Origin of the sequence: Mesorhizobium sp. PUT5 (assembly GCF_052216645.1) — a bacterium.
In the GTDB taxonomy this organism is placed as follows: domain Bacteria; phylum Pseudomonadota; class Alphaproteobacteria; order Rhizobiales; family Rhizobiaceae; genus Mesorhizobium.
In genome coordinates this window covers 3,475,358-3,501,376 of the sequence record NZ_JBQOSO010000003.1, presented here as the reverse complement: position 1 = coordinate 3,501,376, position 26,019 = coordinate 3,475,358, and the positions used below count along the sequence as shown (strand labels likewise).

Annotated in this window: 24 protein-coding genes; 10 read left to right on the top strand and 14 right to left on the bottom strand. The window is 67.7% G+C overall.

All coding sequences use genetic code 11. From position 1 onward, the window contains the following. Positions 1-6 precede the first annotated feature (6 nt). Both ACTDI4_RS18675 and ACTDI4_RS18670 read left to right on the top strand, forming a co-directional pair. The gene (locus tag ACTDI4_RS18675; RefSeq protein ID WP_442842568.1) at positions 7-525 is read left to right on the top strand and encodes a DUF2249 domain-containing protein; all 519 of its coding nucleotides are present in this window, start codon (positions 7-9) and stop codon (positions 523-525) included. A 105-nt stretch (positions 526-630) separates the two neighbouring features. Then, positions 631-897 (top strand): DUF1858 domain-containing protein, encoded by a 267-nt coding sequence (locus ACTDI4_RS18670; RefSeq protein ID WP_442842567.1) that lies wholly within the window; start codon positions 631-633, stop codon positions 895-897. Here the strand turns inward: ACTDI4_RS18670 and ACTDI4_RS18665 are convergent. From ACTDI4_RS18665 to ACTDI4_RS18645, 5 genes are all read right to left on the bottom strand, one after another. After that, positions 863-1,567 (bottom strand): Crp/Fnr family transcriptional regulator, encoded by a 705-nt coding sequence (locus tag ACTDI4_RS18665; protein ID WP_442842566.1) that lies wholly within the window; start codon positions 1,565-1,567, stop codon positions 863-865. The genes ACTDI4_RS18670 and ACTDI4_RS18665 overlap by 35 nt on opposite strands. A gap of 134 nt (positions 1,568-1,701) precedes the next feature. Next, complete coding sequence (locus ACTDI4_RS18660; protein WP_442842565.1) at positions 1,702-3,429, bottom strand: SulP family inorganic anion transporter; 1,728 nt, start codon at positions 3,427-3,429, stop codon at positions 1,702-1,704. 63 nt (positions 3,430-3,492) lie between these two features. Then, complete coding sequence (locus ACTDI4_RS18655; protein WP_442842564.1) at positions 3,493-3,762, bottom strand: helix-turn-helix domain-containing protein; 270 nt, start codon at positions 3,760-3,762, stop codon at positions 3,493-3,495. A gap of 112 nt (positions 3,763-3,874) precedes the next feature. Next, positions 3,875-5,227 (bottom strand): oxygen-independent coproporphyrinogen III oxidase, encoded by a 1,353-nt coding sequence (gene hemN / locus ACTDI4_RS18650; protein ID WP_442842563.1) that lies wholly within the window; start codon positions 5,225-5,227, stop codon positions 3,875-3,877. A gap of 78 nt (positions 5,228-5,305) precedes the next feature. After that, positions 5,306-6,316 carry a GlxA family transcriptional regulator gene (locus tag ACTDI4_RS18645; protein WP_442842562.1) on the bottom strand — a complete coding sequence of 337 codons (1,011 nt, stop codon included), beginning with the start codon at positions 6,314-6,316 and terminating at the stop codon, positions 5,306-5,308. Positions 6,317-6,433: 117 nt separating this feature from the next. On the opposite strand from ACTDI4_RS18645, the gene ACTDI4_RS18640 reads away from it, so the two are divergent. The 4 genes from ACTDI4_RS18640 (at position 6,434) to ACTDI4_RS18625 (ending at position 11,627) form a co-directional block, all read left to right on the top strand. Then, positions 6,434-7,687 carry a sarcosine oxidase subunit beta family protein gene (locus ACTDI4_RS18640; RefSeq protein WP_442842561.1) on the top strand — a complete coding sequence of 418 codons (1,254 nt, stop codon included), beginning with the start codon at positions 6,434-6,436 and terminating at the stop codon, positions 7,685-7,687. A gap of 71 nt (positions 7,688-7,758) precedes the next feature. Further along, entirely contained in the window at positions 7,759-8,061 is a 303-nt protein-coding gene (locus tag ACTDI4_RS18635) for a sarcosine oxidase subunit delta (RefSeq protein ID WP_442842560.1), read from the top strand. Then, positions 8,058-11,057, top strand: coding sequence for a sarcosine oxidase subunit alpha (locus ACTDI4_RS18630; protein ID WP_442842559.1), 3,000 nt, complete (start codon positions 8,058-8,060; stop codon positions 11,055-11,057). Before ACTDI4_RS18635 ends, ACTDI4_RS18630 begins: the two co-directional genes overlap by 4 nt. Before the next feature lie 9 nt (positions 11,058-11,066). Next, positions 11,067-11,627, top strand: a complete 561-nt coding sequence (locus ACTDI4_RS18625) for a sarcosine oxidase subunit gamma (RefSeq protein ID WP_442842558.1) — start codon at positions 11,067-11,069, stop codon at positions 11,625-11,627. 19 nt (positions 11,628-11,646) lie between these two features. Here the strand turns inward: ACTDI4_RS18625 and ACTDI4_RS18620 are convergent, their stop codons facing one another. Beyond that, positions 11,647-12,546 carry a LysR family transcriptional regulator gene (locus ACTDI4_RS18620; RefSeq protein ID WP_442842557.1) on the bottom strand — a complete coding sequence of 300 codons (900 nt, stop codon included), beginning with the start codon at positions 12,544-12,546 and terminating at the stop codon, positions 11,647-11,649. 176 nt (positions 12,547-12,722) lie between these two features. Between ACTDI4_RS18620 and ACTDI4_RS18615 the strand changes: the two genes are divergently transcribed. From ACTDI4_RS18615 to ACTDI4_RS18605, 3 genes are read left to right on the top strand one after another with little or no spacing between them, the layout of a single operon-like run. Beyond that, entirely contained in the window at positions 12,723-13,445 is a 723-nt protein-coding gene (locus ACTDI4_RS18615) for an isochorismatase family protein (protein ID WP_442842556.1), read from the top strand. A gap of 52 nt (positions 13,446-13,497) precedes the next feature. After that, positions 13,498-15,579, top strand: coding sequence for a hydantoinase/oxoprolinase family protein (locus ACTDI4_RS18610; protein ID WP_442842555.1), 2,082 nt, complete (start codon positions 13,498-13,500; stop codon positions 15,577-15,579). Between the two features lie 16 nt (positions 15,580-15,595). After that, a complete protein-coding gene (locus tag ACTDI4_RS18605; protein ID WP_442842554.1) occupies positions 15,596-17,389 on the top strand; it encodes a hydantoinase B/oxoprolinase family protein in 1,794 nt (597 codons plus the stop codon). A 30-nt stretch (positions 17,390-17,419) separates the two neighbouring features. Here the strand turns inward: ACTDI4_RS18605 and ACTDI4_RS18600 are convergent, their stop codons facing one another. Then, complete coding sequence (locus tag ACTDI4_RS18600; protein ID WP_442842553.1) at positions 17,420-18,481, bottom strand: ornithine cyclodeaminase; 1,062 nt, start codon at positions 18,479-18,481, stop codon at positions 17,420-17,422. A gap of 1 nt (position 18,482) precedes the next feature. Then, the gene (rocF, locus tag ACTDI4_RS18595; protein ID WP_442842552.1) at positions 18,483-19,403 is read right to left on the bottom strand and encodes an arginase; all 921 of its coding nucleotides are present in this window, start codon (positions 19,401-19,403) and stop codon (positions 18,483-18,485) included. Positions 19,404-19,530: 127 nt separating this feature from the next. Here rocF and ACTDI4_RS18590 point away from each other — a divergent pair, with 127 nt between their 5' ends. After that, entirely contained in the window at positions 19,531-19,968 is a 438-nt protein-coding gene (locus ACTDI4_RS18590) for an Lrp/AsnC family transcriptional regulator (protein WP_442842551.1), read from the top strand. Here ACTDI4_RS18590 and mnhG read toward each other — a convergent pair. From mnhG to ACTDI4_RS18560, 6 genes are read right to left on the bottom strand one after another with little or no spacing between them, the layout of a single operon-like run. Continuing rightward, positions 19,965-20,336 carry a monovalent cation/H(+) antiporter subunit G gene (gene mnhG / locus ACTDI4_RS18585; RefSeq protein ID WP_442842550.1) on the bottom strand — a complete coding sequence of 124 codons (372 nt, stop codon included), beginning with the start codon at positions 20,334-20,336 and terminating at the stop codon, positions 19,965-19,967. The genes ACTDI4_RS18590 and mnhG overlap by 4 nt on opposite strands. Further along, positions 20,333-20,614, bottom strand: a complete 282-nt coding sequence (locus tag ACTDI4_RS18580) for a K+/H+ antiporter subunit F (RefSeq protein ID WP_442842549.1) — start codon at positions 20,612-20,614, stop codon at positions 20,333-20,335. The genes mnhG and ACTDI4_RS18580 overlap by 4 nt, the downstream gene beginning before the upstream one ends. Next, positions 20,611-21,093, bottom strand: a complete 483-nt coding sequence (locus ACTDI4_RS18575; protein WP_442843400.1) for a Na+/H+ antiporter subunit E — start codon at positions 21,091-21,093, stop codon at positions 20,611-20,613. The genes ACTDI4_RS18580 and ACTDI4_RS18575 overlap by 4 nt, the downstream gene beginning before the upstream one ends. Beyond that, positions 21,093-22,736, bottom strand: coding sequence for a monovalent cation/H+ antiporter subunit D (locus ACTDI4_RS18570; protein WP_442842548.1), 1,644 nt, complete (start codon positions 22,734-22,736; stop codon positions 21,093-21,095). The genes ACTDI4_RS18575 and ACTDI4_RS18570 overlap by 1 nt, the downstream gene beginning before the upstream one ends. Next, positions 22,736-23,074: a Na+/H+ antiporter subunit C gene (locus ACTDI4_RS18565; protein ID WP_442842547.1), complete on the bottom strand. Its 339-nt coding sequence runs from the start codon at positions 23,072-23,074 to the stop codon at positions 22,736-22,738. The genes ACTDI4_RS18570 and ACTDI4_RS18565 overlap by 1 nt, the downstream gene beginning before the upstream one ends. After that, positions 23,074-25,992 (bottom strand): monovalent cation/H+ antiporter subunit A, encoded by a 2,919-nt coding sequence (locus tag ACTDI4_RS18560; protein ID WP_442842546.1) that lies wholly within the window; start codon positions 25,990-25,992, stop codon positions 23,074-23,076. The genes ACTDI4_RS18565 and ACTDI4_RS18560 overlap by 1 nt, the downstream gene beginning before the upstream one ends. Positions 25,993-26,019: the final 27 nt, after the last annotated feature.

Here is a 26,019-nt window from a genome sequence, read left to right as displayed (position 1 = left end):
ATGCCAATGTCCGTTCCCCATTACGATCTCGACGTCAGGCCGATCCTGCGCGAGGGCGGCGAGCCGTTCAGCGCCATCATGGAGGCGGTGGCCGCGCTCGCGCCGGGCCAGAGCCTGCGGCTGTTGGCCACTTTCAAGCCGATCCCGCTGTTTCAGGTGATGGGCCAGCGTGGCTTCGAGCCTTCCGCGCGCGAGATCGGCAATGGCGACTGGGAGGTGATCTTCACGCCCGTTGCCGCCGCGCCGGCGGCGGAGCCGGAGAGGGCCGGGCAGGCCGCCGCGGCTGGCGGCGAGGATACCTGGCCGGAGCCCGTCGTGGAGCTCGACAATCGCGAACTGGAGCCGCCGGAGCCGCTGGTGCGCACGCTGGAGGGCGTGGAAGCGCTGGAGCCCGGCCAGACGCTGGCCGCGCTGCTGCCGCGCGAGCCTGTGTTCCTGTTCGAGGAACTGGAGGCCCGCGGCCATGGCTGGCGCGGCGAGTTCGAGCCGGAAGGGCACTACCGGGTGGTGATCCGGCGCGGCTGAACCCGCACCGAGGCACGGCGTAACGATCGCCAGTTTGCCAATGCGCAAGGAAGTCGCGCGGCCGGGCGCCTAGCATGGCCGATCTTCCCAAGACGGGCAGCGACCATGGATTGCAGCGAGCCTCCGTTCAGCGACGACGCCACGATGGACGAAATCATGCGCAGGTGGCCGGCGACCATCCGCGTCATCCTGCAGAACGGAATGCTGTGCGTCGGTTGCCCGATTGCGCCGTTCCACAAGATTTCCGACGCCGCGCGCGAGCATGGTCTGGCCGAAGACGAGTTGCGGCGAGAGCTGCAGGCGGTCGCCGCCACCTCTCCCGAAAGGCGCGCGCCGCCTACCCCTTTGGAACTCGCCCTTCGGCAAGCATGAGCAGCCGGTGCGGCTCCACCACCGTCACCTTCTGGCGGCCGCTCTTGACCAGCCCCTTCTCCTCCCAGGCGGTGAGCAGGCGGCTCACCGTATGCAGGGTCGTGCCCGTCATCTCGGCGATGTCCTGGCGCGAGATCGGAAAATCGATGAGCAGGCCCTCCTCGGTCTGCCGGCCGGTCTGCTTGACCAGCTTGAGCAGGGCGTGAGCGACCCGCTGGTCCACCTGCTCGGTCGACATCTCGACCACGCGGGTGTGGGCGTCCTGAAGGCGGGTGCCCACGGTCTTGTAGGTGTTGGCGCCGAAATTCGGGAAGGCGGCGGCCAACTCCGGCCACAGATGGCCGGGCCAGGCCAGCACCACGCAATCCACGGCGGCGATCGCGCTGGCCGGGTAGGTGGTGCGGCCGAGCGCGTGGGCAATGCCCATCAGTTCGCCCGGGCTGATGTAGCGCACGATCACCTCCTGCCCGTCGGGCGTGGCCTTGACCACGCGGACATGGCCGTCCAGCAGCAGGAAGAAGGAATGGGCGTCCTGCTCCTGTTCGAACACAGGCTGGTCCCGGGTGATGCGCAGCGAGCGGGCCTGGCCGATCATACGGTCCAGTTCGTCCGGGGTCAGGCCCTGGAATGGCGGCAAGCCGGCAATCAACGAGCGGTCAAGGCGGCTCAAGTCAATGCTCCATGGCTGGATTCCCGCATCCCGCGGGTGCGGCGGAAATGGTGCTGGACGCCACCATGTCACAGGGCAAGCGCCTGCGGCAAGCCGTCCGCCTGCGGCATAGGATCGTCCTCACGCGTCCTGTCCTATTGCGGAAGCGGGCTCACGGGCCCGGCCTCGTCCGCCTTTTCGTGCGCGGCCGCCACGGCCTCGGCGAGCCGGGCGCGAAAGCGCACCAGCGGCGGCTTCACGCCATGCACCAGGAGCACGCGACGGATCGCCCGGTCGGCGCCGGAGATATAGACCTCCGCGCCCTTGCGGCGGGCCTTGCGCGCGAAGCTCTCGATGGTGACCGCGCCTGTCGAATCAAGCACCGGCACCGCCGAGAAGTCGACCACATAGGCCTTCGGCCGCTCGCCGATGCGCTCCAGCGCGTCGGCCACGCTTGCGGCTGCGCCGAAGAAGAAAGCGCCGGAAATCCGGTAGACCACCACGTCCGGGTCGGTGGCCAGCGCCACGTCGTAGGCCTTGCGCGGCTCGCCGTTGGCGGCGTCGGCCTTGTCCTCCTCCACCAGCGGTCGCGCATGCTCGATCTCGACCGCCTGCGCCATGCGGTGCAGGAACAGGAGTGCGCCGACGACGAAGCCGGCCACTATGCCCTCCGTCAGGTCCCGGAACACCACCAGCAGGAAGGTCACCAGCAGCACCAGCGCATCGCCGCGCGAGGCGCGCAGCAGGGTGGCGAACTGGTGCCTTTCGGCCATGTTCCAGGCAACCACCGCCAGCACCCCGGCAAGTGCGGCCAGGGGGATGTAGGCTGCCAGCGGTGCGGCCACCAGCATGAAGGCCAGCAGGAAAACCGAATGCAGCATGCCCGAAACCGGCCCGCGTGCGCCGGAGCGCACATTGGTGGCGGTGCGGGCGATGTTGCCGGTCACGCAGAAGCCGCCGAACAGCGGTGTGACGACGTTGGCAACGCCTTGCGCCACCAGTTCGCAATTGGAGCGATGGCGGCGGCCGCTCATGGAATCGGCGACGACGGCCGACAGCAGGCTCTCGATGCAGCCCAGCAGCGCGAAGGAGAGCGCCGCAGGCAGCACCTCCACCACCTTGGCGGTGGAGAAAGCCGGCAATTGCGGCAGCGGCAGGGTCTGCGGGATGCCGCCGAAGCGGGTGCCGATGGTCTCGACCGGCAGGCCGGCGAGCGCGGCCGCCACCGAGGCCGCGGCCACGGCGATGATGAAGGCCGGCCAATGCGGCCGGTAGCGGCGCACCAGCACGATGATGGCGATCGTGGCAAGGGTGGTGCCGATGGCGGCCGGGCTCGCGGTGGGCAGCGCACCGGCGATGGCCTGCAGCTTGGGCAGCAGCGGTCCCGGCTCGTGCTCGAGCGTCAGACCGAGCAGTTCCTTGATCTGGCTGGCGAAGATGATGATGGCGATGCCGGAGGTGAAGCCGACCGTGACCGGATAGGGGATGTATTTGATGAAGGTGCCGAGCCGCAGCAGGCCGATGGCCAGCAGGATGAGACCCGACAGCATGGTGGCGATGAGCAGGCCGTCCACCCCGTGCTGGGCCACCGTGGCCGATACCAGCACGATGAAGGCGCCTGCCGGGCCGCCGATCTGGAAGCGGCTGCCGCCGAGCGCCGAGACGATGAAGCCGCCGACGATGGACGTGTAGAGGCCGCGGTCGGGCGTGACTCCGGAGGCGATGGCAATGGCCATGGACAGCGGCAGGGCGACGATGGCGACGGTGAGCCCGGAAATGGCGTCGGCCCTCAGGTCCTTCAGGCGGTAGCCTTCCTTCAGGACGGTGGCGAGCTTGGGCGTGAAGAGATCGAGGAAACTAGGCTGGACGGTGGTGGTTGCCATGGCGGTGGTTCGCTTGCTGCACGGCACCGGCCCAGGGCGGGCGCCGTGCGTCCGGGAGAGGGTTCAGGAGGCGTCGTAGCCCGGAGGCGGCTGCTTGAGGCGCACGCCCCGCCCGCCACCAGTGCTGACGGCATTGTCGCCGATCAGCTCGATGCCGGCGCGGTCCAGCGCCTCGACCACCCGGGTGAGCGAATCGATCATGCCGCGTACGGTGCCGTTGCTGGCCTCCATGCGCTGGACGGTCGGGACGGACACGCCGGCCAGTTCGGCCAAGCGCCGCTGGTCGATCCCGAGCAGGGCCCGGGCGGCGCGCATCTGGGCTGAGGTGATCAAAAGCCGACTCCAGTTTCAGACTGGAGTTCTCCTATATTACTTCGCTAGGCTGATGTCCAGGATATCAGTATAGATATCTCATGTCGGCATCCGAAATCCCGGCCGCGCGACTTCACGCGACCTTGCTGTGCGTTCGTGGCGACTCTTCCACATAGGCGTCGAAGGCTGCGGCGGCGACGCGGACGAGGAAGCGATGGTCGCCGCGCACACAGATGAGCCCGCCGTCGTTCTCCAGCACGCCGTCGCGCTCCAGCATGGCCAGCCTGGCATTGCCGGCCAGCAGGCGGCCGGCATCGAGACCGTGGCGGGCGCAGATGGCGGGCACGTCGGCCTCGAAATCGCACATCAGCCGTTCGATCACGGCGGCGCGCGCGCGGTCTTCCCGGCTGAGCCTGTAGCCCCTGGCGGTGGCCAGCCGCCCGGAGGCGATGTGGCGCCCGTAGAGGCCGATCGCCACTTCGTTCTGGACATAGCCCTGCCAGGTGCGGCCGATGGACGAGGCGCCGAAGCCGATCAGCGTCTCGCAGCCGTCGGTGGTGTAGCCCTGGAAATTGCGCCGCAGCGTGCCGGCCGCCTGGGCGGTGGCGAGGTCGTCGCCTGGCAAGGCGAAATGGTCGAGCCCGATCTGCCGGTAGCCGGCGTCCGTCAGTGCCTCGGCTATCGCCAGCGCCTGCTCCCTGCGCGCCGCGCTTCCCGGCAGCGCCGCCTCGTCGATCAGGCGCTGGTGCTTCTTGAAGGTGGGAACATGGGCGTAGCCGAATACGGCGAAGCGATCGGGCCGCATGGCCACCGCCGCCGCCACGGTGTCGACGCAGGAGCGCACGGTCTGGTTGGGAAGCCCGTAGATCAGGTCGAAATTGATGCGTTCCACGCCGAATCGGCGCAGGTGATGCACCGTCTCGGCGGTGCATTCCTCGCTCTGAATGCGGTTGATCGCCTTCTGCACTTGCGGATCGAAGCTCTGCACGCCGAGGCTGGCGCGGGCGACGCCCGCTCCGGCCAGTGCCGCAGCCATGCCGGCGGTGAGCGTGCGCGGATCGATCTCCACGGCCATTTCGGCGCTGCCGGTGAAGTCGAAGCGCTCGCGCAGCAGGCCGGAGAGCGCCACGAACTCCTCCGGCTTGACGATGGTCGGCGTGCCGCCGCCGAAATGCACCTTCTCCACGGCAAGCCGCTCGGGCGCGCAAGCGGAAACGAGGCCGATCTCCTCGCGCAGCACGCCGAGATAGTCGGTGATCGGCTGGTCGCGGCCGGTGATGGTGGTGTGGCAGCCGCAATACCAGCACATGGAGCGGCAGAAGGGCAGGTGCAGATAGAGCGAGACCGGCTCGTCATGCGGCAGGCCGGCAAGCCAGTCGGCATAGGCGACGGGGCCGATGGCGGAGGAAAAGCGCGGTGCCGTGGGGTAGCTGGTGTAGCGGGGCAGGCGTGCCTCGCCGTATTTCTGCAGGATGGAGGCGTGCAAGGGATTACCTGGCTGGCATGGCGATATCTGCGCCACCCTAGCCTGCGTTTTTCCGCGCTTCTTTGCGATGCGTCAATTTCAGGCGCCTTGACCCGACCTAGCGCGATAGGCCGCAGGCGTGGTGCCGCGGCCTGTCCGGAAGGCGCGGATGAAGTGCGAGGAATCGCAATAGCCGCATTCCAGGGCGATGGTGGTGACCGGCTTGTCGGAATGGTCGAGCAGATATTCGGCGTGGCGCAGTCGGATCAGCTTGTAGGCGTCTGCGGGCGAGCGCCCGACGCGGGTCTGGAAGCGCCGCTCCAGCCGGCGCCGGTTGGTGCCGATGCGCTCGGCCACCGCCTCGATGGCCAGCGGAGTGCCGATGTGCTGCTGCATGGCGAGCAGCGCGCGCCGCACCAGGGGGTCGTCGCTGCGCAGGTCGAGCGGGATGCCAGGCTGCGGCGTCTCGGCTGTCTCGGCCTCGTCGATGATCATGATGTGCAGGCTCTTCTGCGCCTGCGCCGGCCCCACATGCCGGTCCACCAGGAAGGCGGCCAGATGCGCCGAGCTGACCCCGCCCGAGCAGGTCAGCCGGTCGCGATCCACCACGAAGATCTGGTCGGCCACCGGCTCCATGCCTTCGAAGCGCTCGAGGAAGTCGTCGCGGTGGAACCAGCTTACGCAGCAGCGGTAGCCGTTCATCAGTCCGGCGCGGTGCAGGATGAAGGCGCCCGTGCACACGCCCACCAGCGGGATGCCGAGGGCCGCGGCGCGGTGCAGGAAACGCACATAGTCGGGATGCAGATTCTCGATCTCGTCGATGAGCCCGCCGACCACCACGATGTAGTCGAAGCGCCCGGGGTCGCCCAGCCGCTCCTCCGGCTGCACGGAAACGCCCGAACTCGACAGGATGGGCTCCATCGTGGCCGAAAGCACGCGCCAGCCGCAGGAAATGGGCCGGCTGCGGTCGCCTTCGTCGGCCGAAAGCCGCAGCACGTCGACGAAGTTGGCGAAGGCGCACAGGGTGAAGCGCCGGGCCAGCACGAAGCCCACCTTGAGCCTTGGCTTGGGGCCGGTGCGGGGCGGTGTCGGCTTGACGGGTCCGGCCATGGCGGGGTTCTCTATGGAGGTGTCGCAGACATGATATTAGACTGACGCATCCATCCTGTCCAAGGCGGCCGATGCGGCTCACAATCCTGCCACGCTCAACGTGTGGGAGGCCGGCGCGTGACCCGCTTTTCGTTTTCATCGCTGCTCGCCAATGCCGTGACGGGCAACAAGAACTGGCAGCCGCAATGGCCTGATGCCGAGCCCAAGGCCGAATATGACGTGGTCATCGTCGGCGCCGGCGGCCATGGGCTGGGCGCGGCCTACTACCTGGCCAAGGAGCACGGCATCACCAATGTCGCGGTAATCGAGAAGGGCTGGCTCGGCGGCGGCAACACCGGCCGCAACACCACCATCATCCGCTCCAACTACCTCTACGACGAGTCGGCCGGCATCTACGAACATGCCATGAAGCTGTGGGAGGGGCTCAGCCAGGAGCTGAACTACAACGTCATGTTCTCGCAGCGCGGCGTCATGATGCTGGCGCACAACGTGCATGACGTGCAGAGCTTCAAGCGCCACATCCACTCCAACCGGCTGAACGGCGTCGACAACGAATGGCTGTCGCCGGAGCAGGCCAAGGAATTCTGCCCGCCGCTCAACATCGCGGCCAACGCCAGATATCCGGTGATGGGGGCGGCCTTGCAGCGGCGCGGCGGCGTGGCCCGGCACGATGCGGTGGCCTGGGGCTATGCGCGGGGCGCTGCCGCCCGCGGCGTCGACATCATCCAGAACTGCCCGGTTACGGCGATCCGCCGCGACGCTTCCGGCAAGGTCACGGGTGTCGAGACGGCGAAGGGCTTTATCCGGGCGAAGAAGGTCGGCGTCGTGGCGGCCGGCAACACTTCGGTGGTGATGGACACCGCCGGCGTGCGCCTGCCGCTGGAAAGCTTCCCGCTGCAGGCGCTGGTGTCGGAGCCGGTCAAGCCGGTGTTCCCCTGCGTGGTCATGTCGAACACGGTGCACGCCTATATCTCGCAGTCCGACAAGGGCGAACTGGTCATCGGTTCGGGCACCGACCAGTACGTTTCCTACAGCCAGCGCGGCGGCCTGCCGCTCATCGAGCACACGGTGGCGGCGATCTGCGAGGTGTTCCCGATCTTCACCCGCATGCGCATGCTGCGCAAATGGGGCGGCGTGGTCGACGTCACGCCGGACCGTTCCGCGATCATCGGCAAGACGCCGGTTCAGGGGCTCTACGTCAATTGCGGCTGGGGCACGGGCGGCTTCAAGGCCACGCCCGGCTCGGCCCATGTCTTTGCCCACACCATCGCCCGCGACGAGCCGCATCCGATCAACGCGCCCTTCACCCTGGAGCGCTTCACCACCGGGCGGCTGATCGACGAGGCGGCGGCCGCCGCCGTCGCGCACTGATTTTGTTGGAGCACGATCCTGTCCGAAAACCGGTTCCCGCTTTTCGGGATCATGCTCTGAGGGAGACAAAAATGCTGCTGATCCGCTGTCCCTATTGCGAGGCCGAGCGCCCGGAACTTGAATTCACCTATGCCGGCGAGGCGCATATCGCGCGCCCCGCCGATCCGTCCAAGCTGACCGACGAGGAGTGGAAGAACCACCTCTTCATCCGCTCCAATCCGCGCGGCACGCATTTCGAGCGCTGGCGCCACCAGCATGGTTGCGGCCGCTTCTTCAACGCCGTGCGCGACACCGTCAGCGACAAATTCGTGATGACCTACAAGGCCGGGCTGCCCCGCCCCGGCGATGCCGAACTCGAGGAAGCCCGGTCATGACCAGCCACCGCATCTCCGGCAAGGGCCGCATCGACCGCAACAAGACGGTGCGCTTCAGCTTCAACGGCGAAACCCACACTGGCCTTGAGGGCGACACGCTGGCCTCGGCGTTGCTGGCCAATGGCGTGCATCTGGTCGGCCGCTCGTTCAAGTACCATCGCCCGCGCGGCATCCTCTCGGCGGGCTCGGAGGAGCCGAACGCACTGGTCGGCACCAGCCGCGGGCCGGGCCGTTTCGAGCCCAACACGCGCGCCACGGTGCTGGAACTCTTCGACGGGCTTTCCGCCACCAGCCAGAACCATTTTCCGTCGCTGAAGCGCGATATCGGCGCCGTCAACGACGCGCTCTACATGCTGTTTTCGGCCGGCTTCTACTACAAGACCTTCATGTGGCCGAAGAGCTTCTGGAACAAGGTCTACGAGCCGTTCATCCGGGGTGCCGCCGGCCTCGGCAAGTCGCCGGCCGAGCCGGACCCGGACACCTATGCCAGCCGCTTCGCCCATTGCGACGTGCTTGTCGTCGGCGCAGGCCCGGCGGGTCTTGCCGCTGCGCTCGAAGCCGGGCGCAGCGGCGCCAAGGTCATCCTCGTGGACGAACAGGCCGAGCCCGGCGGCTCGCTGCTGTCGGAAACGGATGCCGGCATCGACGGCCGCTCCGGCTGGGAATGGCTGAAGGAGGCAACGAGCGAACTCGCGACGCTGCCGAACGTGACCGTGCTGCCGCGCACCACGGCGATCGGCTATTACCACCAGAATCTCGTCGGCCTGTGCCAGCGGCTTACCGACCATCTCTCCAATCCTCCCAAGGGCGCGCCGCGCGAGCGCATGTGGAAGGTGCGCGCAAGGCAGGTCGTGCTGGCGCAGGGCTCGATCGAAAAGCCGCTGGTGTTCGACGGCAACGACCGTCCGGGCGTCATGCTGGCCGGCGCCGCGCGCAGCTATCTCAACCGCTATGGCGTCAAGGTGGGCAACCGGCCGGCGGTCGTCACGTCGCATGACAGCGCCTGGCTCGCTGCCTTCGACCTCGCCGAAGCCGGCGTCAAGGTGGCGGCGATCGTCGATGTCAGGCCCGAGGTGGCCGACCATCTGCGGCAGCGAGCCGCGAAGCTCGGCATCGAGGTGCTGGCCGGCTGGACCGTCACCGGCACCAGCGGGCGCCTGCGCGTCGCCTCGCTGCGCGCCAATCCGATACGGGGCGGCGGGCGCGTCGGTGCCGCGCGCATAATCGCCTGCGACGCGCTGCTAATGAGCGGCGGCTGGACGCCGAGCCTGCACCTGTTCTCGCACACCAGGGGCAAGCTCGACTGGAACGAGGACGGCCAGATGTTCCTGCCGGGGCAAGCCGAAGAGGCATGCCGCTGCGTCGGTGCCGGCAATGGCGGTTTCGGCCTCGCCGCAGCCCTTGCCGAGGGTGCGCAGGCAGGCGCCGCGGCAGCCGTCGATGCCGGCTTCACCGCGAAGACGGCCAGCTACAGGGTCGAGGGCGAGGTGCCGCTTGCCGGCGTCAGCAACCGCGAGCTGCCGACCGACCGCAACCCTTCCAGGGCCAAGGCCTTTGTCGACTTCCAGAACGACGTCACCGCCAAGGACATCCGCCTTGCCGTGCGCGAGGGCTTCAAGTCGATCGAGCACATCAAGCGCTACACCACCACCGGCATGGCGACGGACCAGGGCAAGACCTCCAACATCAACGGCCTGGCCATAGCCTCGGATGCGGTGAAGCGGCCGGCGCCGGCGGTCGGGCTCACCACCTTCCGCCCGCCCTACACGCCGACCACCTTCGGCGCGTTTGCCGGCTACAATCGCGGCGAGCTGTTCGAGGTGACGCGAAAGACGCCGATGGACGCATGGGCCGAGGAGAACGGCGCCGTGTTCGAGCCGGTGTCGCTGTGGCGGCGTGCCTGGTATTTCCCGAAGCCCGGCGAGACCATGCATGAGGCGGTGGTGCGCGAGTGCAGGGCGGTGCGGGAATCGCTGGGCATGTTCGATGCCTCCACGCTGGGCAAGATCGAGATTGTCGGGCCCGATGCGGCGGAGTTCCTCAACCGCATGTATACCAACCCGTGGTCGAAGCTGGCACCCGGCCGCTGCCGCTACGGCGTGCTGCTCGGCGAGGACGGTTTCGTGCGCGACGACGGCGTGATCGGCCGGCTCACCAGCGACCGCTTCCACGTCACCACCACCACCGGCGGGGCGGCGCGCGTGCTGGCCATGATGGAGGACTATCTCCAGACCGAATGGCCGGGCCTGAAGGTGTGGCTCACCTCCACCACCGAGCAATGGGCCGTGGTCGCGCTCAACGGACCGAATGCGCGCAAGCTGCTGGAACCGCTGGTCGAGGGCATCGATCTTTCGGAAGAGGCCTTTCCGCACATGTCGGTGGCGCTGGGGCGCATTTGCGGGGTGCCGACGCGGCTGTTCCGCATGAGCTTCAGCGGCGAGCGCGGCTATGAGATCAACGTGCCGGCACGCTACGGCCGCGCGGTATGGGAAAAGCTCTACGAAGCCGGCCGGCAATACGGCATCGTGCCCTACGGCACCGAAGCCATGCACGTGCTGCGCGCCGAGAAGGGCTACATCATCGTCGGCCAGGACACCGACGGCACGCAGACCCCGGACGATGCCGGGCTCGCCTGGGCCATCGGAAAGGCCAAGCCCGACTTCGTCGGCAAGCGCTCGCTCACCCGGCCGGACATGCTGAAGGCCGACCGCAAGCAGCTTGTCGGATTGCTGACGGCGGACCCGAACACGGTGCTGGAGGAGGGCGCGCAGATCGTGCTCGACCCCAACCAGGCCGTGCCGATGAAGATGGTCGGCCACGTCACCTCGTCCTATTGGAGCGCTACGCTCGGCCGCTCCATCGCGCTTGCGGTGATCGAGGGCGGCAGGGCGCGGGAGGGGCAGACCATCCATGTGCCCATGCCGGGCCGCGTCCATCAGGCCAGGATCGTCGGTACCGTGTTCTACGATCCCGACAACACGCGTCTCAGCGCGTAGGAGCCGACCATGCTGCATGAACATCATCCGCTGAAGGGCCGCCAGATCGCCGCCGCCCCGGCCGTGCCGCTCGCCATCCGCGCAGCGGCGGACAGCGCCCGCTTCAGCCTGCGGATCGGCCTGGCCGATGTCGACAGGGCGTCGCTGGCGTTCGGCCTGGCGCTTCCGGCAAGGATCGGCGAGGTCTCCGTCTCCGGGGAAAAGCGGGCGGCCTGCCTGGGGCCGGACGAATGGTACCTGATGGCCCCGCCGGCCGAGCAGGAAGCCATCGAGCGCGCCTTCGCCGATCTTTATGCCACGGCGATCCACAGCCTCGTCGATATCGGCCATCGCGAGGTCGGTATCGAGGTGGAAGGGCCGCAGGCCGTCACCGCACTGCAATCGGCCATTGCCTTCGATGTCGGGGCGATGGCTGCGCCCGGTGGCTGCCGTACGCTCTTCGACAGGGCCCAGATCGTGCTGCTGCGCGAAGCCGAGCATCGCTTCCGCATCGAGGTCTGGCAGTCCTTCGCCGACCATGTGTGGGGCCTTCTCCAGGCTGCCAGCCGCGAGATCGAGCTCGAAATCTAGGGCTCCTCCGGCTTCGCGCTCAGCCGCGGGCCGGCAGGTTCTTGGCCACCTCCACGAAATGGCGCACTGCCCTGGCCCGGTTGGTGCGCTTCCACACCAGCACCGTCTGGACGCGGAAGTCGGGATGCATGAGGGGCCGCACCTCGACGTTGCGGCCGAGGAAGCCGATCAGGCTTTCGGGATAGACGGTGACGCCGAGGCCGGCCGTGACCAGGCCGAGCAGGGCCAGCGTGTTCGACGCCTCCAGCTTGATGTTGAGCGGCACGCCCTCGCTGGAGAACATCTCGTTGAGGCGCCAACGATAGGCCTCCCACTCGATCATGTCGCCGAGGATCAGCTCCTCCTCGGCAAGATCGGCGGGGCGCACCTCCTGCAGCCGCGTCAGGCGATGGTTGCGCGGCGTCACCACATAGAGCGGGTCCGAGGTCAGCAGCAGACTGTGGAAGTCGCTGTGGTCGAATGGCCCGATCATGTAGCCGATGTCGACCTCGTCATGCGCCAGCGCCAGCTTCTGCCCCTGGGTGCGGATGTAGCGCAGGCTGACGTCGATGTGGGGATGCAGCCGCCGGTAGCGCGACACGGCATAAGGCATCAGTTCGGTGGCGGCGAAGGCCATGTAGGCCAGGCGCAGCGTGCCGGTCTTTCCCTCGGCCACCAGCCTCGCCGCCCTTACCGAGTGGGAGTAGGTCTGCAGCAGCCGCACGTTGTCCTCGTAGAAGGCGCGGCCGGCGGGCGTCAGCGACACTTCCCGCGTGGTGCGCTCGAACAGGGTGAAGCCCAGCATGTGCTCCAGCTTCTGGATGCGCCGCGTCAGCGCCGACTGGTCCAGGTGCAGCCGCTCGGCGCTGCGCCGGAAGTTCAGCTCTTCCGCCACGACGATGAAGGATTGCGTCAGTTCCAGGCCCGCCTCGGTGTCCATGCGTCTGCGTCCGCCTCCCATTGATGCATGTCGTGCAAGAATAATTGGCGAAAGATCATTTCAGCTCAAGCCGGGTCGGCGGCATTTTTGCGTGCAGATCGCCGCGGCAGCGCGCTGCCCGGTCATCGGCAGGCAAACGGGCCGCCGGATTTCCACGGCCGAGCAGAGGAAGCGCCATGAGCGACATCGACAACAAGGAACTCGACCGCATGCTGCAGCAGGCGTTCGCGGCATCGACGAAGATCTATCAGGAGCGCGGCTTCCAGCGCCGCGTCGGCTTCGGCAAGCGGCCGGCGCTGGTCAGCGTCGACCTCGCCAATGCCTGGACGCGGCCGGGCAACCCGTTCACCTGCGACCAGGAGGCGATGGACAATGAGATCATCCCCGGCATGCAGCGGCTGCTGGCCGCCTGCCGCGCCAACGGCCACCCGGTGATCCACGTCACCACCGCCTATGAGATCACCGACCGCAACGCCGCCTTCACCGACATGGGGCTGTGGCACTGCAAGATCCCGGTCGACGTGGTCGACCTGAAGAATAAGGAGCTGTGGGCGATCGATTCCCGCATCGCCCCGGTCGAGGGCGAATACACGCTGCTGAAGAAGCGCGCCTCCTCCTTCCACGGCACCGGCCTGGCCGGCCTCCTGCGCGCCGCCGGCGTCGACACCATCCTGGTCACCGGCGTCACCGCCACGGCCTGCGTGCGCACCACCATCTGCGACGGCCTGGCCGACGGCTTCCGCACCATCGCCGTGCGCGAGTGCATCGGCGACCGCGTGCCCGGCGCCGTCGCCTGGAACCTCTACGACATCGACGCCAAGTTCGCCGACGTCCACAGCGTCGACGAATGCGTCGACTATCTCAACACCGTCAATTCAACCAGGTTGGCAGCGGAATGAACGAGCGGCGCGTCCTTCGGGACGCGCCTTTTTCTTGTCGGGAGGAGCACACATGGCACGCATTGGCGTGGACGTCGGCGGAACCAACACGGATCTCGTGCTCGAATGCGCCAAGGGCGTATTCTACCACAAGGTTCCGACCACCCTGAAGAACCAGTCGATCGGCGTCGTGGACGGCGTGAAGGGCATTTGCAGCCTGGCCGGCATCGACACGGCCGAGGTCGAGGTGATCGTGCACGGCACGACCACGGCCACCAACATCACCATCGAACATAACGGTTCCGAGACCGGGATGCTGACGACGCGCGGCTTCCGCGACATCCTGCATATCGGCCGGCACAAGCGGCCCTACAATTTCTCGCTGCACTTCATGGTGCCGTGGCAGAGCCAGCCGCTGGTCAAGCGCCGCAACCGGATCGCCGTGAGCGAGCGCATCCTGCCGCCGCACGGCGAGGTGGAGCACGCCCTCGACGAGGACGAGGTTCGCGAGGCCGCCCGCCTGTTCAAGCGGCGCGGCGTCAACTCGGTGGTCATCGGCTTCATGTTCGCCTTCCTCAACGACGCGCATGAGCGCCGCGCCAAGGAGATCGTGCTGGAGGAGATGCCGGAAGCCTATGTGACGCTGTCGAGCGAGGTCGCCAACGTCATGCGCGAATACGAGCGCTTCTCCACCGCCGCGATGAACTGCTATGTCGGGCCGAAGACCGCCTTCTACCTGCGCGATCTGGAAGCCAAGCTGCGCGAGGCGGGGCTGTCGTCCAAGCTGCGCATCATGCAGTCGAACGGCGGCGTCTCCACGGTCGAGGCCTGCGCGGCGCGCCCGGTGCGCATCCTTATGTCCGGCCCGGCCGGCGGCGTCATCGGCGGTGCTTCCGAGGGCGAGATGGCGGGCGTGAAGAACATCATCACCGTCGACATCGGCGGCACCTCCGCAGACATCAGCACCATCCCCGACGGGCGGGTCAAGATCATGAACCCGCGCGACACCTACGTGTCCGGCCATCCCGTGCTGACGCCGATGATCGACCTCGTCACCATTGGCGCGGGCGGCGGCTCCGTCGCCTTCATCGACGAAGCGGGAGCCTTCAATGTCGGGCCGCGCTCGGCGGGCTCCGAGCCGGGACCGGCCTGCTACGGCCGCGGCGGCACCGAACCCACCGTGACCGACGCCCAGATCGTGCTTGGCCGCCTCGATCCCGACCACGCGCTGGGCGGCGATCTCAGGCTCGACCCGGAGCTTTCCCACAAGGCGATCGAGGAGAAGATCGCCAAGCCGCTCGGCCTGTCGGTGAAGGACGCCGCGCTCGGCATCATCAAGATCATCAACAACAACATGGCGCTCGCCATCCGCTCCAACTCGGTGGCGCGCGGCGTCGATCCGCGCCAGTTCTCGATCCTGCCCTTCGGCGGGGCGGGCCCGCTGCACGGGGTGGCGCTGGCCGAGGCGATCTCGGCCAAGGACGTGATCGTGCCGGTGGCGCCGGGCATCACCGCCGCGGTCGGCCTGCTGAAGACCGATCTGCAATATGAGGACACCGAGGCCGTCATCGTGGAACTCAACGCCGCCACCGAAGCGCAGATCGAGCGCATCAACCGTGCGGCCGAAGCCCTGCGCGACCGCGTGATCGGCCAGCTCGACGACGACGGCATCGCCCGCGAACTGCAGTCGATCGAGGTGGTGGCGGAATGCCGCTACCACGGCCAGGGCTTCGAGCTGCGCGCCGCCATGCCCGACGGCCCGGTCACGCTGGCCAACAAGTCGGTCATCTCGTCCAGCTTTCATGACCAGCACCAGCTCGACTACGGCTACAGCTACCGCGACCAGGAGGTGGAACTGATCACCCTGCGGGCGATCGGGCGCGCCTCGGTCGAGCGCCTCAACGTGCCGAAGATCCGCCAGACGGACGGCTCCGGCATCGACCGCGCGCTGATGTTCGTCAGGACCACCACCTTCGACGACGGGCGCACGCTGGAGACGCCGCGCTACGACCGCTCGAAGCTCCATGCGGGCGACAAGGTGCCGGGGCCGGCGATCCTGATCCAGCACGATTCCACCACGCTGGTGCCGCCGGACTACGTGGCCGAAACGCTGGAATACGGCAACACGCGGGTTCACCGCGCAGGCGTGGCGTGAACAGGGAGGAAGTCAGATGAACAGCATGGCAAAGGCGGTGGCGGTGCAGGAAGCGCCGGCCGAGATTGACCCCATCACGCTGCAGGTGATCCGCGGCTCCTTCGAAACCATAGCCGAGGAGATGGCTCATGTGCTGTATCGCATGTCGTTCTCCTCCATCATCCGGGAATCGGAGGATCTCGGCGCGGGCCTGTTCGACGTGAACTTCAGCACGTTGTGCGAATCCGAATCGACGCCGATGCATATCGGCTCGATCCCCGGCTATCTGCGCGGCATCCAGGAAACGCTGGAGGACGGCGAATGGTATGAAGGCGACGTCGTCGTCCACAACCACCCCTACCACGGGTCGAGCCACACGCCCGACCTCGCCATCGTGGTGCCGGTGTTCTTCCACGGGCGGCTGGTGGGTTTTGCCGGCAACACGGCCCACCATGTCGACATCGGCGCGGCAACTCCCGGCCTCATCATCGACGTGCCCGACGTGTTCGCCGAAGGCATGCTGTTTGCCGGCACCAAGCTCTACCGCAAGGGCGAGCCGAACCGGGCGATGTGGAACTTCATCCGCAACAACAGCCGCGCCGCGCAGCAGCTCGTCAGCGACATCGAGGCGCAGGTCGCCTCCGCCCGGCTGGGTGCCAGGCGCTTCGTGGAACTGATCGAGAAATTCGGCGAGGGGACCGTCTTCCAGGCGGCCAACCAGCTCATGGACTATGCCGAGCGCATGATGCGCCAGCGCATCCGCGCCATTCCCGACGGCGAGTATTCGGCCGAGGGCTGGCTGGACGACGACGGCCGCAACCGCGAGCAGCGGCTGAAGGTCAAGGTCACCGTGCGGGTGCGCGGCGACGAGCTGGACGTGGACCTCACCGGCTCGGCCGACCAGACGCCGACGGCCTACAACGTGCCCTTCGAAGGCTCGACCAAGGTGGCGGCCTATGCCGCCTTCCGCAAGCTGCTGCTCGACGCCTACACGTCGGACATGCGGGTGCCTTCCAACGAAGGCTCGTTCAGGCCGATCAACGTGATCGCGCCGCTGGGCTCGATCTTCAACCCGAAGGCGCCGGCCTCGGCGGAAGCCCGCTTCACCCAGTGCAACCGCATGATCGACCTGATCATCCGCGCTCTGGCGCCGGTGATGCCGGAGACGATCATCGCCGGCAGCTCGGCGTCCATCTCGTTCGCCGCCTATTCGGGCGTGCGGCCGAGCGGCGACTACTGGGTGTTCCTGGAAGTCAACGAGGGGGCCTATGGCGGCCGGCCGCGTTCGGACGGCCCCGACAGCATCGACAACCTCATGGCCAACACCCGCAACAACCCGCTCGAAGATCTGGCCATGCACATCCCCATGATCTGCGACCGCTACGAGCTGCGCGACGACGTGCCGCCCGGCGCCGGCGAGTTCCGGGGCGGGCTCGGCGTGGTCAAGGCCCAGCGCGTGCTGACGCCGGGCTTCATCACGCATGAATCCGAGCGTCACAAGGAGGCGCCCTGGGGCGTGTTCGGCGGTACCGAAGGCGCCGTCGGCAAGTGCCTGGTCTACAATTCCGAACATCCGGACCAGGTGCGCGAGATGCATTCCAAGTTCTCGGGCCTTGCCGTCGGCGCCAACGACGTGATGGCCTATTACAGCCCGAACGGCGGCGGCTACGGCTCGCCGCTCAAGCGCTCTCCGCAAAAGGTGCTGGAGGACGTGCTGGACGGCTTCTATTCGGGCGAGCATGCGCGGCAGGTGTATGGCGTGGCCGTCAACCTCAAGGACGAGACCGTCGATATCCAGGAGACGTCGCGGCTGAGAGCCGCCAGGCTCTGAGGCCGGCAGGTTCGATGCCGGCGCCCGCCGTCAGGCTGCGGGCGCCAGCTTCTTCTGGTGGCGCAGCAGCATGCCGAACAGGTCGCGCGGCTCGTCTGGATCGGCGAGCAGGTCGAGCTTCTCGTAGAGGCCGGTGGCCGGCAGCCGGTCGCGCACGTAGCGCAGCGCCGAAAAGTCCTCCACGGCGAAGCCGACGGAATCGAAGAGCGTGATCTGGCCGGCATGGCGCCGGCCGGCAGCGGCGCCCGTCATCACCTGCCACAGCTCCGTGACGGGATGCCCCGGTTCAAGCTGCTGGATCTCACCCTCGATGCGCGTCTGCGGCGGGTATTCCACGAAGATGTCGGAGCGCATGAGGATGTCGCGGTGCAGCTCGGTCTTGCCGGGGCAGTCGCCGCCCACGGCGTTGATGTGGACGCCGGTGCCTACCATGTTGTCGGTCAGGATCGTGGCATATTGCTTGTCGGCGGTGACGGTGGTGATGATGTCGGCACCCTCGACGGCTGCCTGCGTGGAGGCGCAGATCTCGATGTCGAAGCCTTTGCCGGCCAGGTTTTGCGCGCATCTGCGGCTAGCCGCGGCGTCGATGTCGTAGAGGCGCAGCTTCTCGATGCCCAGCACGGCCCGGAAAGCGAGCGCCTGGAATTCCGACTGCGCGCCGTTGCCGATGATGGCCATGCAGGCCGCGCCCTTGGGTGCCAGATATTTCGCGGCGAGCGCCGAGGTGGCGGCGGTGCGCAGCGCGGTCAGGATGGTCATCTCCGTAAGCAGCATCGGATAGCCGTTGCCGACATCGGCCAGCACGCCGAAGGCTGTGACGGTCTGCAATCCCTGGCGCATGTTCTTGGGGTGGCCGTTGACGTATTTGAAGCCGTAGAGCGTGCCGTCGCTGGTCGGCATCAGCTCGATCACGCCGTCACGGCTGTGCGAGGCGACGCGCGGCGTCTTGTCGAAGCTTTCCCAGCGCTTGAAATCCTCCTCGATATAGGCGGCCAATTCGGTGAGGAAGCGCTCCACGCCGATCTTCAGCACCAGCGTCATCATGTTGTCGACGCTGACGAAGGGAACGATGTTGAGGTCGGGTGCGGTCATGTCAGTAGCTCTGGGTGGGGCGGTCCATCACGCGCCGGCCCATCAGGCTGGCCGTGAGGTCCACCATCAGGGTTGCGGTGCGTCCGCGCTCGTCGAGGAAGGGGTTCAGTTCCACAAGGTCGAGGCTGGCGACGAGGCCGCTGTCGCACAGCATCTCCATCACCAGATGCGCCTCGCGGAAGGTTGCGCCGCCGGGCACGGTGGTGCCCACGGCCGGGGCGATGGCGGGGTCGAGGAAATCCACGTCGAGGCTGACATGCAGCAGCCCGTCGGCGGCGGCCACGCGGCCGAGGAAGGCGCGCAGCAGCGGCGCCATGCCGTGCTCGTCTATGGCGCGCATGTCGTGCACCGTCACGCCGGCCTGCGCGAGCGCCGCACGCTCGGCCGGGTCGACGCTGCGCAGGCCGAGGGTGCAGATGCGCTTCGGGTCGACGGCCGCCGACAGCTCGGGAAAATAGCCGCGGAAGCCGGGCAGGCCGGCGGCGTAGGCCAGCGGCACGCCGTGCAGATTGCCGGAGCGGGTGGTGTCGAGCGTATGGAAATCGGGATGGGCGTCGAGCCACAGCACGAAGAGCGGCCGCCGCCTTTCGGCCGCTCGCCGCGCCACGCCGGACAAGGTGCCGGCCGAGATGCTGTGGTCGCCGCCCAGGAAGATCGGCATGGCCTCCGCGCTCGCCGCGTAGGCGGCCTCGGACAGCGCTTCGGTCCAGGCCGCGATGTCCGGCAGCGCCTTGATAGCCGGGTTGGGATGCGCGGCCGGCCTCAGCGGCCTGGGCGCGGCCGTGCCGAGATCCTCCACCTCGTGGCCGAGTTCCGCCAGCGCTTCCGCCAGCCCGGCCACACGCAATGCGCTCGGTCCCATCTCGCAGCCCTTGCGGCCGCTGCCGTCCTGAACCGGCGCTCCCAATATCCTGCAACGCATGTCGCCATTCCCGCTCGAGTTGCCGGCATTGAAGGCGAAATGCGTGGCAGGGTGAACAGGGTGAGTTGGCAAAAATATCGATATGCCTTATCGAAATGAAGCAATCCTGTTATCGAAGTGAAAAGCCATGGACGATCTGGACGAAAGGCTGATCACGCTGCTGCGCCATGACGGACGGCGCAGCATCTCCGACCTGGCGGCCGATCTCGGCGTCTCGCGGGCCACTGCGCGGGCGCGCCTGGCGAAGCTGGAGCGCTCCGGCGACATACTCGGCTATACGGTGATCCTGCGTGCCGACGCCGTCGACCAGAAGGTGCGCGGCATCATGATGATCGAGATCGAGGGCCACGCGGCCGACCGCGTGATGAGGGCTCTGGGCGGGCTTCCGGAGGTGTCGGCGATCCACACCACCAATGGCCGCTGGGACCTGGTGGCCGAACTCGGCACGGCGACGCTGGCGGATTTCGATGCGGTGCTGCGTCGCATCCGGCTGATTGCCGGCATCACCAACAGCGAGACCAGCCTGCTTCTGGCCACGCCGCGCAGCACGCGGGCGAAGCTTTAGCTTTTGGGATCAGCATCCATGGCAGCCTGCCGGTCCAGTTCGGCCTGGCGCTCCTCGGCGCGGTCGCGATAGAGCGCGGCGCGCGCCAGAAGCATCAGCGTCACCGGCGTGGTGACGGTGACGAAGGCGGTGATGAGCAATTCGTGCAGAACCGGGCGCGACTGCTGCACGGAGAAGAAGATCATGGAGGCGATCAGGATGCCGCCGGCGCCCCAGGTGGTGCCCAGCGTTGGTGCGTGCACGCGCTCGTAGAAGGTCTTCAGCCGCACCAGCCCGATGGAGCCGATCAGCGCCAGGCCGGAGCCGGCCAAGAGGAAGAAGGCGGTGGCGAGCGCCGCCCAGACGGGCAGGTCGGCGACCGGGCTCATTCGATCACCTCGCCGCGCATGAGGAATTTCGCAAGTGCCGCGGTGGAGACGAAGCCGAGCAGGGCAATGACGAGCGCCATCTCGAAATAGAGCGCGGCGCCGGTGCGGATGCCGAAGACCAGCAGCAGCAGCATGCCGTTCACATAGAGCGCGTCGAAGGCCAGCACCCGGTCCTGAGCGCGCGGGCCGCGCATCATGCGCCAGACATTGCATCCCATGGCGGCGAGCAGGAATATCTGCGCCACACCGACGGCCCACACCAGCACGATGCCGCTCATTCGAATATCTCCCTCAGCAGGGCCTCGTAGCGCTTGATGTGGTCGATCCACGCCTGCTCGTCGACCAGGTCCAGCACATGGATCTTCAGCCAGCTTCCGGCCGAATTGTATTCGATCCAGGCGGTGCCGGGCGTAGCGGTGATGATGCAGGCCAGCACCGCCAGGCCGGTGCGGTCGCGCAGGTCGAGCGGAATCCGCACCAGGCCAGGCCGGCCGCCGTTGCGTCGTCCGCGCAGGATGACGATGGAGACGGCGATGTTGGAAGCCAGGATGTCGACCATGACATGCCAGAACAGCAGGGGAATCTTGTCCCAGCGCCGCAGATGCGGCTTGGCGGGCTGGAGCGGCTTCATGGCCCATGACGCCAGCAGCGCGATCACGGCGCCCAGCACCAGATGGTCGGCCGAGAAGCCGTTGAGCAGCAGCCACATGACCAGCAGCGAGGCGGCGAGCAGCGGGTAGGGCAGCAGGCGCGACATCATCGTGCGGCCTCCCCGGCAGGCGCGGGAGGCGGCGGCACCGGCTGGGTCGACAGCACGTCGCGTATATAGGTGCCGGGCGCGTGCAGGCCGCGCGCGGTGTCGTCCATGTAGCGCATGGCGGCACCGCCTTCGACCGTCAGCACCAGGCTCAGGAACAGGAGGAAGCCCACAGGCACGATCTCGATGACCAGCACGCGCGGCACCGTCTGCTCCACCGGCGCCCAGAAGGTGCGGATGCCGGCGCGCGTCATGGCGATCAGCGCCGAAAGGCCGGACAGGAGCAGCATGGCCACCAGCACCCAGACGATGCCGGGAATGGCGCCGGCCTGCGTCCCGGAGCCGATCATGGTGGAGAGCAGGGCGAACTTGGCGACGAAGCCGGACAGCGGCGGCAGGCCGGCCAGCAGCAGTCCGCAGGCGACGAAGCAGGCCGATAGCACGGCGAGCGTGGCTGGTATGGCCACGCCCACCTCCTCGCCGGCTTCTTCCTCGTCCATCTCGTCGCCATAGGCTTCCATGGTCACGGCCAGGATGTCGGCGGCCGGATCCTGGCCGCGCTCGACCAGTTCGATCAGCAGGAAGAGGGCTGCCGTCGTCAGTGTGGAACTGACGAGGTAGTAGAGCGCGCTGGCGGTGACGGACGCGTTGGCGAGCCCGGCGGCGGCGAGAAGCGTGCCGGAGGTGACCAGGATGCTGTAGCCGGCGATGCGGCCCATGGCCTGCGAGGCGACGACGCCGATGGCGCCGAAGGCGAGCGTGACCATGCCCCCGGCCAGCAGCCAGGGATCGCCGAAGCCGGCGCTCTCGCCGGCGCCCGGGCCGAACAGCAGCAGCGACAGGCGCAGCAGCACGTAGAAGCCCACCTTGGTCAGGATGACGAAGACGGCGGCGACCGGGGCGGCGGCGGCGGTGTAGGCCGGAGGCAGCCAGAAGCTCAGCGGCCACATGCCGGCCTTGACCATGAAGGCGATGCCCAGCACCGCCGCACCTGCCTGCAGCAGCACCTTGTCCGAACCGGTGAGCGTCGGGATCTTCGTGGCCAGGTCGGCCATGTTCAGCGTGCCGGTGACGCCGTAGATCAGGCTCACCCCGATGAGGAACAGCGACGCGGCGGCCAGGTTCACGACGATATAGTGCAGGCCGGCGCGCACGCGCAGCGGGCTGGAAGCGTGCAGCACCAGCCCGTAGGAGGCCGCCAGCAGCACCTCGAAGAAGACGAACAGGTTGAACAGGTCGCCGGTCAGGAAGGCGCCGTTCAATCCCATCAGCAACAGTTGGAACAGCGTGTGGAAATGCGGCCCGGCACGGTCCCACCGCGCCAGCGAGAAGACCAGCGCGGAGAGCGCCAGCACGGAAGTCAGCGCCACCATCAGCGCCGCCAGCCGGTCGAGCACCAGCACGATGCCGAAAGGCGCCGGCCAGTTGCCGAGAAGATAGGTGCGGGCGGCGGCCACGCCGTCCCCGCCGGTCGCGTCGGCCAGCCACAGCAGCGCCACGGCGACCGCGGTCAGTGCCAGCGTGGAGACGACGTTGACCATCGCCTTCAGCACATGGCGCCGCTCGTCGAACAGCAGCAGCAGCGCGCCGGTGGCCAGCGGCAGCACGATCGGCAGGATGATGAGATGGTCGGCAAGGCGCATCAGCGGGTCTCCTTGCCGTCGACATGGTCGGAGCCGGTCAGGCCGCGCGAAGCCAGCATCACCACCAGGAACAGCGCGGTGGTGGCGAAGCCGATGACGATGGCCGTCAGCACCAGCGCCTGCGGGATCGGGTCGGTGTAGTCGGCGGGATTGGTCGCGCCGAGGCCGGTCACCGGGGCGGCGTTGATGCGCAGCCGGCCCATGGAGAAGATGAACAGATTGACCCCGTAGGAGATGAGGGAAAGGCCGATGATGACCTGATAGGTGCGCGGCCGCAGCAGGAGCCAGACGCCCGAGCCGACGAAGACGCCGATGCCGATGGCGAGGATCAGTTCCATTACGCCGCCTCCGTGTCCTGGGTGGCGGCGGCCCTGGATGCGCGCAGGCGCCGGATGGACTGGTGCGCGAGCGCGATCAGCATCAGCACCGTCGCCCCCACCACGAGGGCGAAGACGCCGAGGTCGAACAGGGCGGCACTTGCCGCCGGCACCTTGCCCACCAGCGGAAGGTCGACATATTGCGAATGCGACGTCAGGAACGGATAGCCGAACAGCCAGGACCCGGCACCCACGCAAGCTGCGAACAGCAGGCCGGCGCCGATCCAGTTCACCGGCAACACCCTGAGGTGGGTTTCCACCCAGCGCGTGCCCGCCGCCATATATTGCAGGATGAAGGCGGCCGCCATGGCGATGCCGGCCGCAAAGCCGCCGCCCGGCAGGTCGTGGCCGCGCAGGAACAGGAAGGCGGCGAAGACGATGATGACCGGGAACAGCCATTGCATGATGACGGCAGGCACGGCCAGATAGTCGCTCACCGTGTCGCCGGGCGACCTGTCGGGCAATTCCTCCTCGAACCGCCGCTGGATCTGCTGTTGCTCGGGCGACTCGACAGTGTCGGGAGCCGGGCGGAACCGCCGCAGCAGTGCGAAGACGGTGAGCGCCACGATGCCCAGCACGGTGATCTCGCCGAAGGTGTCGAAGCCGCGGAAGTCGACCAGGATGACGTTGACGACGTTGCGCCCGCCGCCCTCGGCATAGCCCTTTTCCACGAAGAAGCCGGCGATGGTGGCCGGCGGCGCGCTGGCCATCACGGAATAGGCAATCAGCGTCACGCCGCCGCCGGCCAGCGTGGCGATGGCGAAATCGCGGAAGCGGCGCAGCTTGGCCGCGGCCGACACGGTCTCGGGCTCGCCGGTGTCGAAGCGCTTGGGCAGCCAGCGCAGGCCGAGCAGGATCAGCACCGTGGTGACGACCTCGACCAGGAGTTGGGTGGCGGCCAGGTCCGGCGCCGAAAGCCACACGAAGGTGATGCAGGTGACCAGCCCGGCGCCGCCGAGCAGGATCAGCGCGGCGAGCCGGTGGAACTTGGCCTGGCGGGCGGCGCCGAGGGCGCAGACGATGCCGATCGCCCAGGCGGCAGCGAAGGCGATGTCCATGCCGGAGCCGGCCTGAGCGGAGGGGCGGAAGCTGCCGTTCCACAGGGGCACGGCGGCGGCGGCGAATGCGACCATGACCAGAAGGCGAAGCTGCGGCTGCAGCCGGCGCGTGCTCAGCAGGCTTTCCAGCGTGCGCGCCCAGCGCCACGACAGGGTCACCATGATGCGGTCGAAGATGCGCTGCCCGTCGATGCGGCGGAAGAAGGGCGCGCCGTCGGCGCAATGCGCCAGATAGTTCTTCAGCAGCAGGAAGAGGACCACGCCGCCGCAGAATGCGATGCAGCTCATCAGCAGCGGGATCGTGAAGCCGTGCCACACCGCCAGGCTGTATTGCGGGGTGGCGGGGCCGAGCACCGAGACCACGGCGGTGTGCAGGAAGGGGCCTATGGTGATGCCGGGCACGATGCCGACCACCAGGCAGGCCAGCACCAGGAGCTGGATCGGAAACCGCATCAGGAAGGGCGGTTCGTGCGGCTCGCGCGGCAGGTCCTGCGGCGGCGGGCCGAAGAACACGCCCTGGATGAAGCGGATGGAGTAGGCGACCGCGAAGGCGCCGGCCAGCACGGCGGCGTAGGGGGCGGCGGTGTCGAGGACGGAGATGGCGTGGGTCTGAATCGCCTCGGCGAAGAACATCTCCTTCGACAGGAAGCCGTTGAGCAGCGGAACGCCGGCCATGGCCGCACTTGCCACCATGGCGAGCGTTGCGGTGATGGGCATGTAGCGGAACAGCCCGCTCAGCCGCCTGATGTCGCGCGTGCCGGTCTCGTGGTCGATGATGCCGGCGGCCATGAACAGCGAGGCCTTGAAGGTGGCATGGTTCATCATGTGGAAGATCGCCGCGACCGCGCCGAGCGGGCTGCCGAGGCTGAGCAACATGGTGATGAGGCCGAGATGGCTGATGGTCGAATAGGCCAGCAGCCCCTTCACGTCCTGCTGGAAAATGGCGAAATAAGCGCCCAGCAGCAGCGACATCATCCCGCAGAAGCCGACGATCCAGAACCATTCGGGCGTGCCGGCCAGAACCGGCCACAGCCGCGCCATCAGGAACACGCCGGCCTTCACCATGGTGGCCGAATGCAGATAGGCCGATACGGGCGTGGGCGCGGCCATGGCGTTGGGCAGCCAGAACTGGAACGGGAACTGGGCGCTCTTGGTCAGCGCGCCCAGAAGGATCAGGATCAGGGCAGGGCGGTAGAGGTCGCTGGAGCGGATCAGGTCGCCGGAGACCAGCACCTTGTCGAGATCGTAGCTGCCGACGATGTGGCCGAGGATGAGCACCCCGCCCAGCAGGCCGAGCCCGCCGATGCCGGTGACGGTCAGCGCCATGCGGGCGCCGTCGCGGGCATTGGCGTTCTGGTGCCAGTAGCCGATCAGCAGGAAGGAGAAGATGCTGGTCAGCTCCCAGAACACCACCAAGAGGATGAGGTTGCCCGACAGCACCACGCCGAGCATGGCGCCCATGAAGGCGAGCAGATAGGAGAAGAAGCGCGGCAGCGGGTCTTCAGGCGACAGGTAGTGACGGGCATAAAGCACGACCAGTATGCCGATCGTGTAGATCAGCATGGTGAACAGCCAGGCGAAACCGTCCATGCGCAGCGTGAAGGAAAGGCCGAGGCTCGGCACCCATTCGAAGGGCGCGCGCAGGACGCCGCCGTCGGCGACCGCGGGGTAGGAGATGGTGGCGAGCGCAAGCCCCAGCGCCGCGGTGAGCCCGGCCAGCCAGGCTTCCGCGTTGCGCGCGTTGGCGGGAAGAAATGCGGTAAGCATGCAGCCGGCAAACGGCAGGACGATCATCAGAACCAGCGATGTTTCGTCCGTCATGTTTCACCGCAATCGCGCTGGTCCATC

What these genes read in the sequence shown, in the direction of transcription:
- ACTDI4_RS18675 (WP_442842568.1), top strand. Translation starts at nt 7, where the DNA reads ATGTCCGTTCCCCATTACGATCTCGACGTCAGGCCGATCCTGCGCGAG.
- ACTDI4_RS18670 (WP_442842567.1), top strand. Translation starts at nt 631, where the DNA reads ATGGATTGCAGCGAGCCTCCGTTCAGCGACGACGCCACGATGGACGAA.
- ACTDI4_RS18660 (WP_442842565.1), bottom strand. Translation starts at nt 3,429, where the DNA reads ATGGCAACCACCACCGTCCAGCCTAGTTTCCTCGATCTCTTCACGCCC.
- ACTDI4_RS18645 (WP_442842562.1), bottom strand. Translation starts at nt 6,316, where the DNA reads ATGGCCGGACCCGTCAAGCCGACACCGCCCCGCACCGGCCCCAAGCCA.
- ACTDI4_RS18635 (WP_442842560.1), top strand. Translation starts at nt 7,759, where the DNA reads ATGCTGCTGATCCGCTGTCCCTATTGCGAGGCCGAGCGCCCGGAACTT.
- ACTDI4_RS18630 (WP_442842559.1), top strand. Translation starts at nt 8,058, where the DNA reads ATGACCAGCCACCGCATCTCCGGCAAGGGCCGCATCGACCGCAACAAG.
- ACTDI4_RS18625 (WP_442842558.1), top strand. Translation starts at nt 11,067, where the DNA reads ATGCTGCATGAACATCATCCGCTGAAGGGCCGCCAGATCGCCGCCGCC.
- ACTDI4_RS18620 (WP_442842557.1), bottom strand. Translation starts at nt 12,546, where the DNA reads ATGGACACCGAGGCGGGCCTGGAACTGACGCAATCCTTCATCGTCGTG.
- ACTDI4_RS18615 (WP_442842556.1), top strand. Translation starts at nt 12,723, where the DNA reads ATGAGCGACATCGACAACAAGGAACTCGACCGCATGCTGCAGCAGGCG.
- ACTDI4_RS18610 (WP_442842555.1), top strand. Translation starts at nt 13,498, where the DNA reads ATGGCACGCATTGGCGTGGACGTCGGCGGAACCAACACGGATCTCGTG.
- ACTDI4_RS18605 (WP_442842554.1), top strand. Translation starts at nt 15,596, where the DNA reads ATGAACAGCATGGCAAAGGCGGTGGCGGTGCAGGAAGCGCCGGCCGAG.
- ACTDI4_RS18600 (WP_442842553.1), bottom strand. Translation starts at nt 18,481, where the DNA reads ATGACCGCACCCGACCTCAACATCGTTCCCTTCGTCAGCGTCGACAAC.
- rocF (WP_442842552.1), bottom strand. Translation starts at nt 19,403, where the DNA reads ATGCGTTGCAGGATATTGGGAGCGCCGGTTCAGGACGGCAGCGGCCGC.
- ACTDI4_RS18590 (WP_442842551.1), top strand. Translation starts at nt 19,531, where the DNA reads ATGGACGATCTGGACGAAAGGCTGATCACGCTGCTGCGCCATGACGGA.
- mnhG (WP_442842550.1), bottom strand. Translation starts at nt 20,336, where the DNA reads ATGAGCCCGGTCGCCGACCTGCCCGTCTGGGCGGCGCTCGCCACCGCC.
- ACTDI4_RS18580 (WP_442842549.1), bottom strand. Translation starts at nt 20,614, where the DNA reads ATGAGCGGCATCGTGCTGGTGTGGGCCGTCGGTGTGGCGCAGATATTC.
- ACTDI4_RS18575 (WP_442843400.1), bottom strand. Translation starts at nt 21,093, where the DNA reads ATGTCGCGCCTGCTGCCCTACCCGCTGCTCGCCGCCTCGCTGCTGGTC.
- ACTDI4_RS18570 (WP_442842548.1), bottom strand. Translation starts at nt 22,736, where the DNA reads ATGCGCCTTGCCGACCATCTCATCATCCTGCCGATCGTGCTGCCGCTG.
- ACTDI4_RS18565 (WP_442842547.1), bottom strand. Translation starts at nt 23,074, where the DNA reads ATGGAACTGATCCTCGCCATCGGCATCGGCGTCTTCGTCGGCTCGGGC.
- ACTDI4_RS18560 (WP_442842546.1), bottom strand. Translation starts at nt 25,992, where the DNA reads ATGACGGACGAAACATCGCTGGTTCTGATGATCGTCCTGCCGTTTGCC.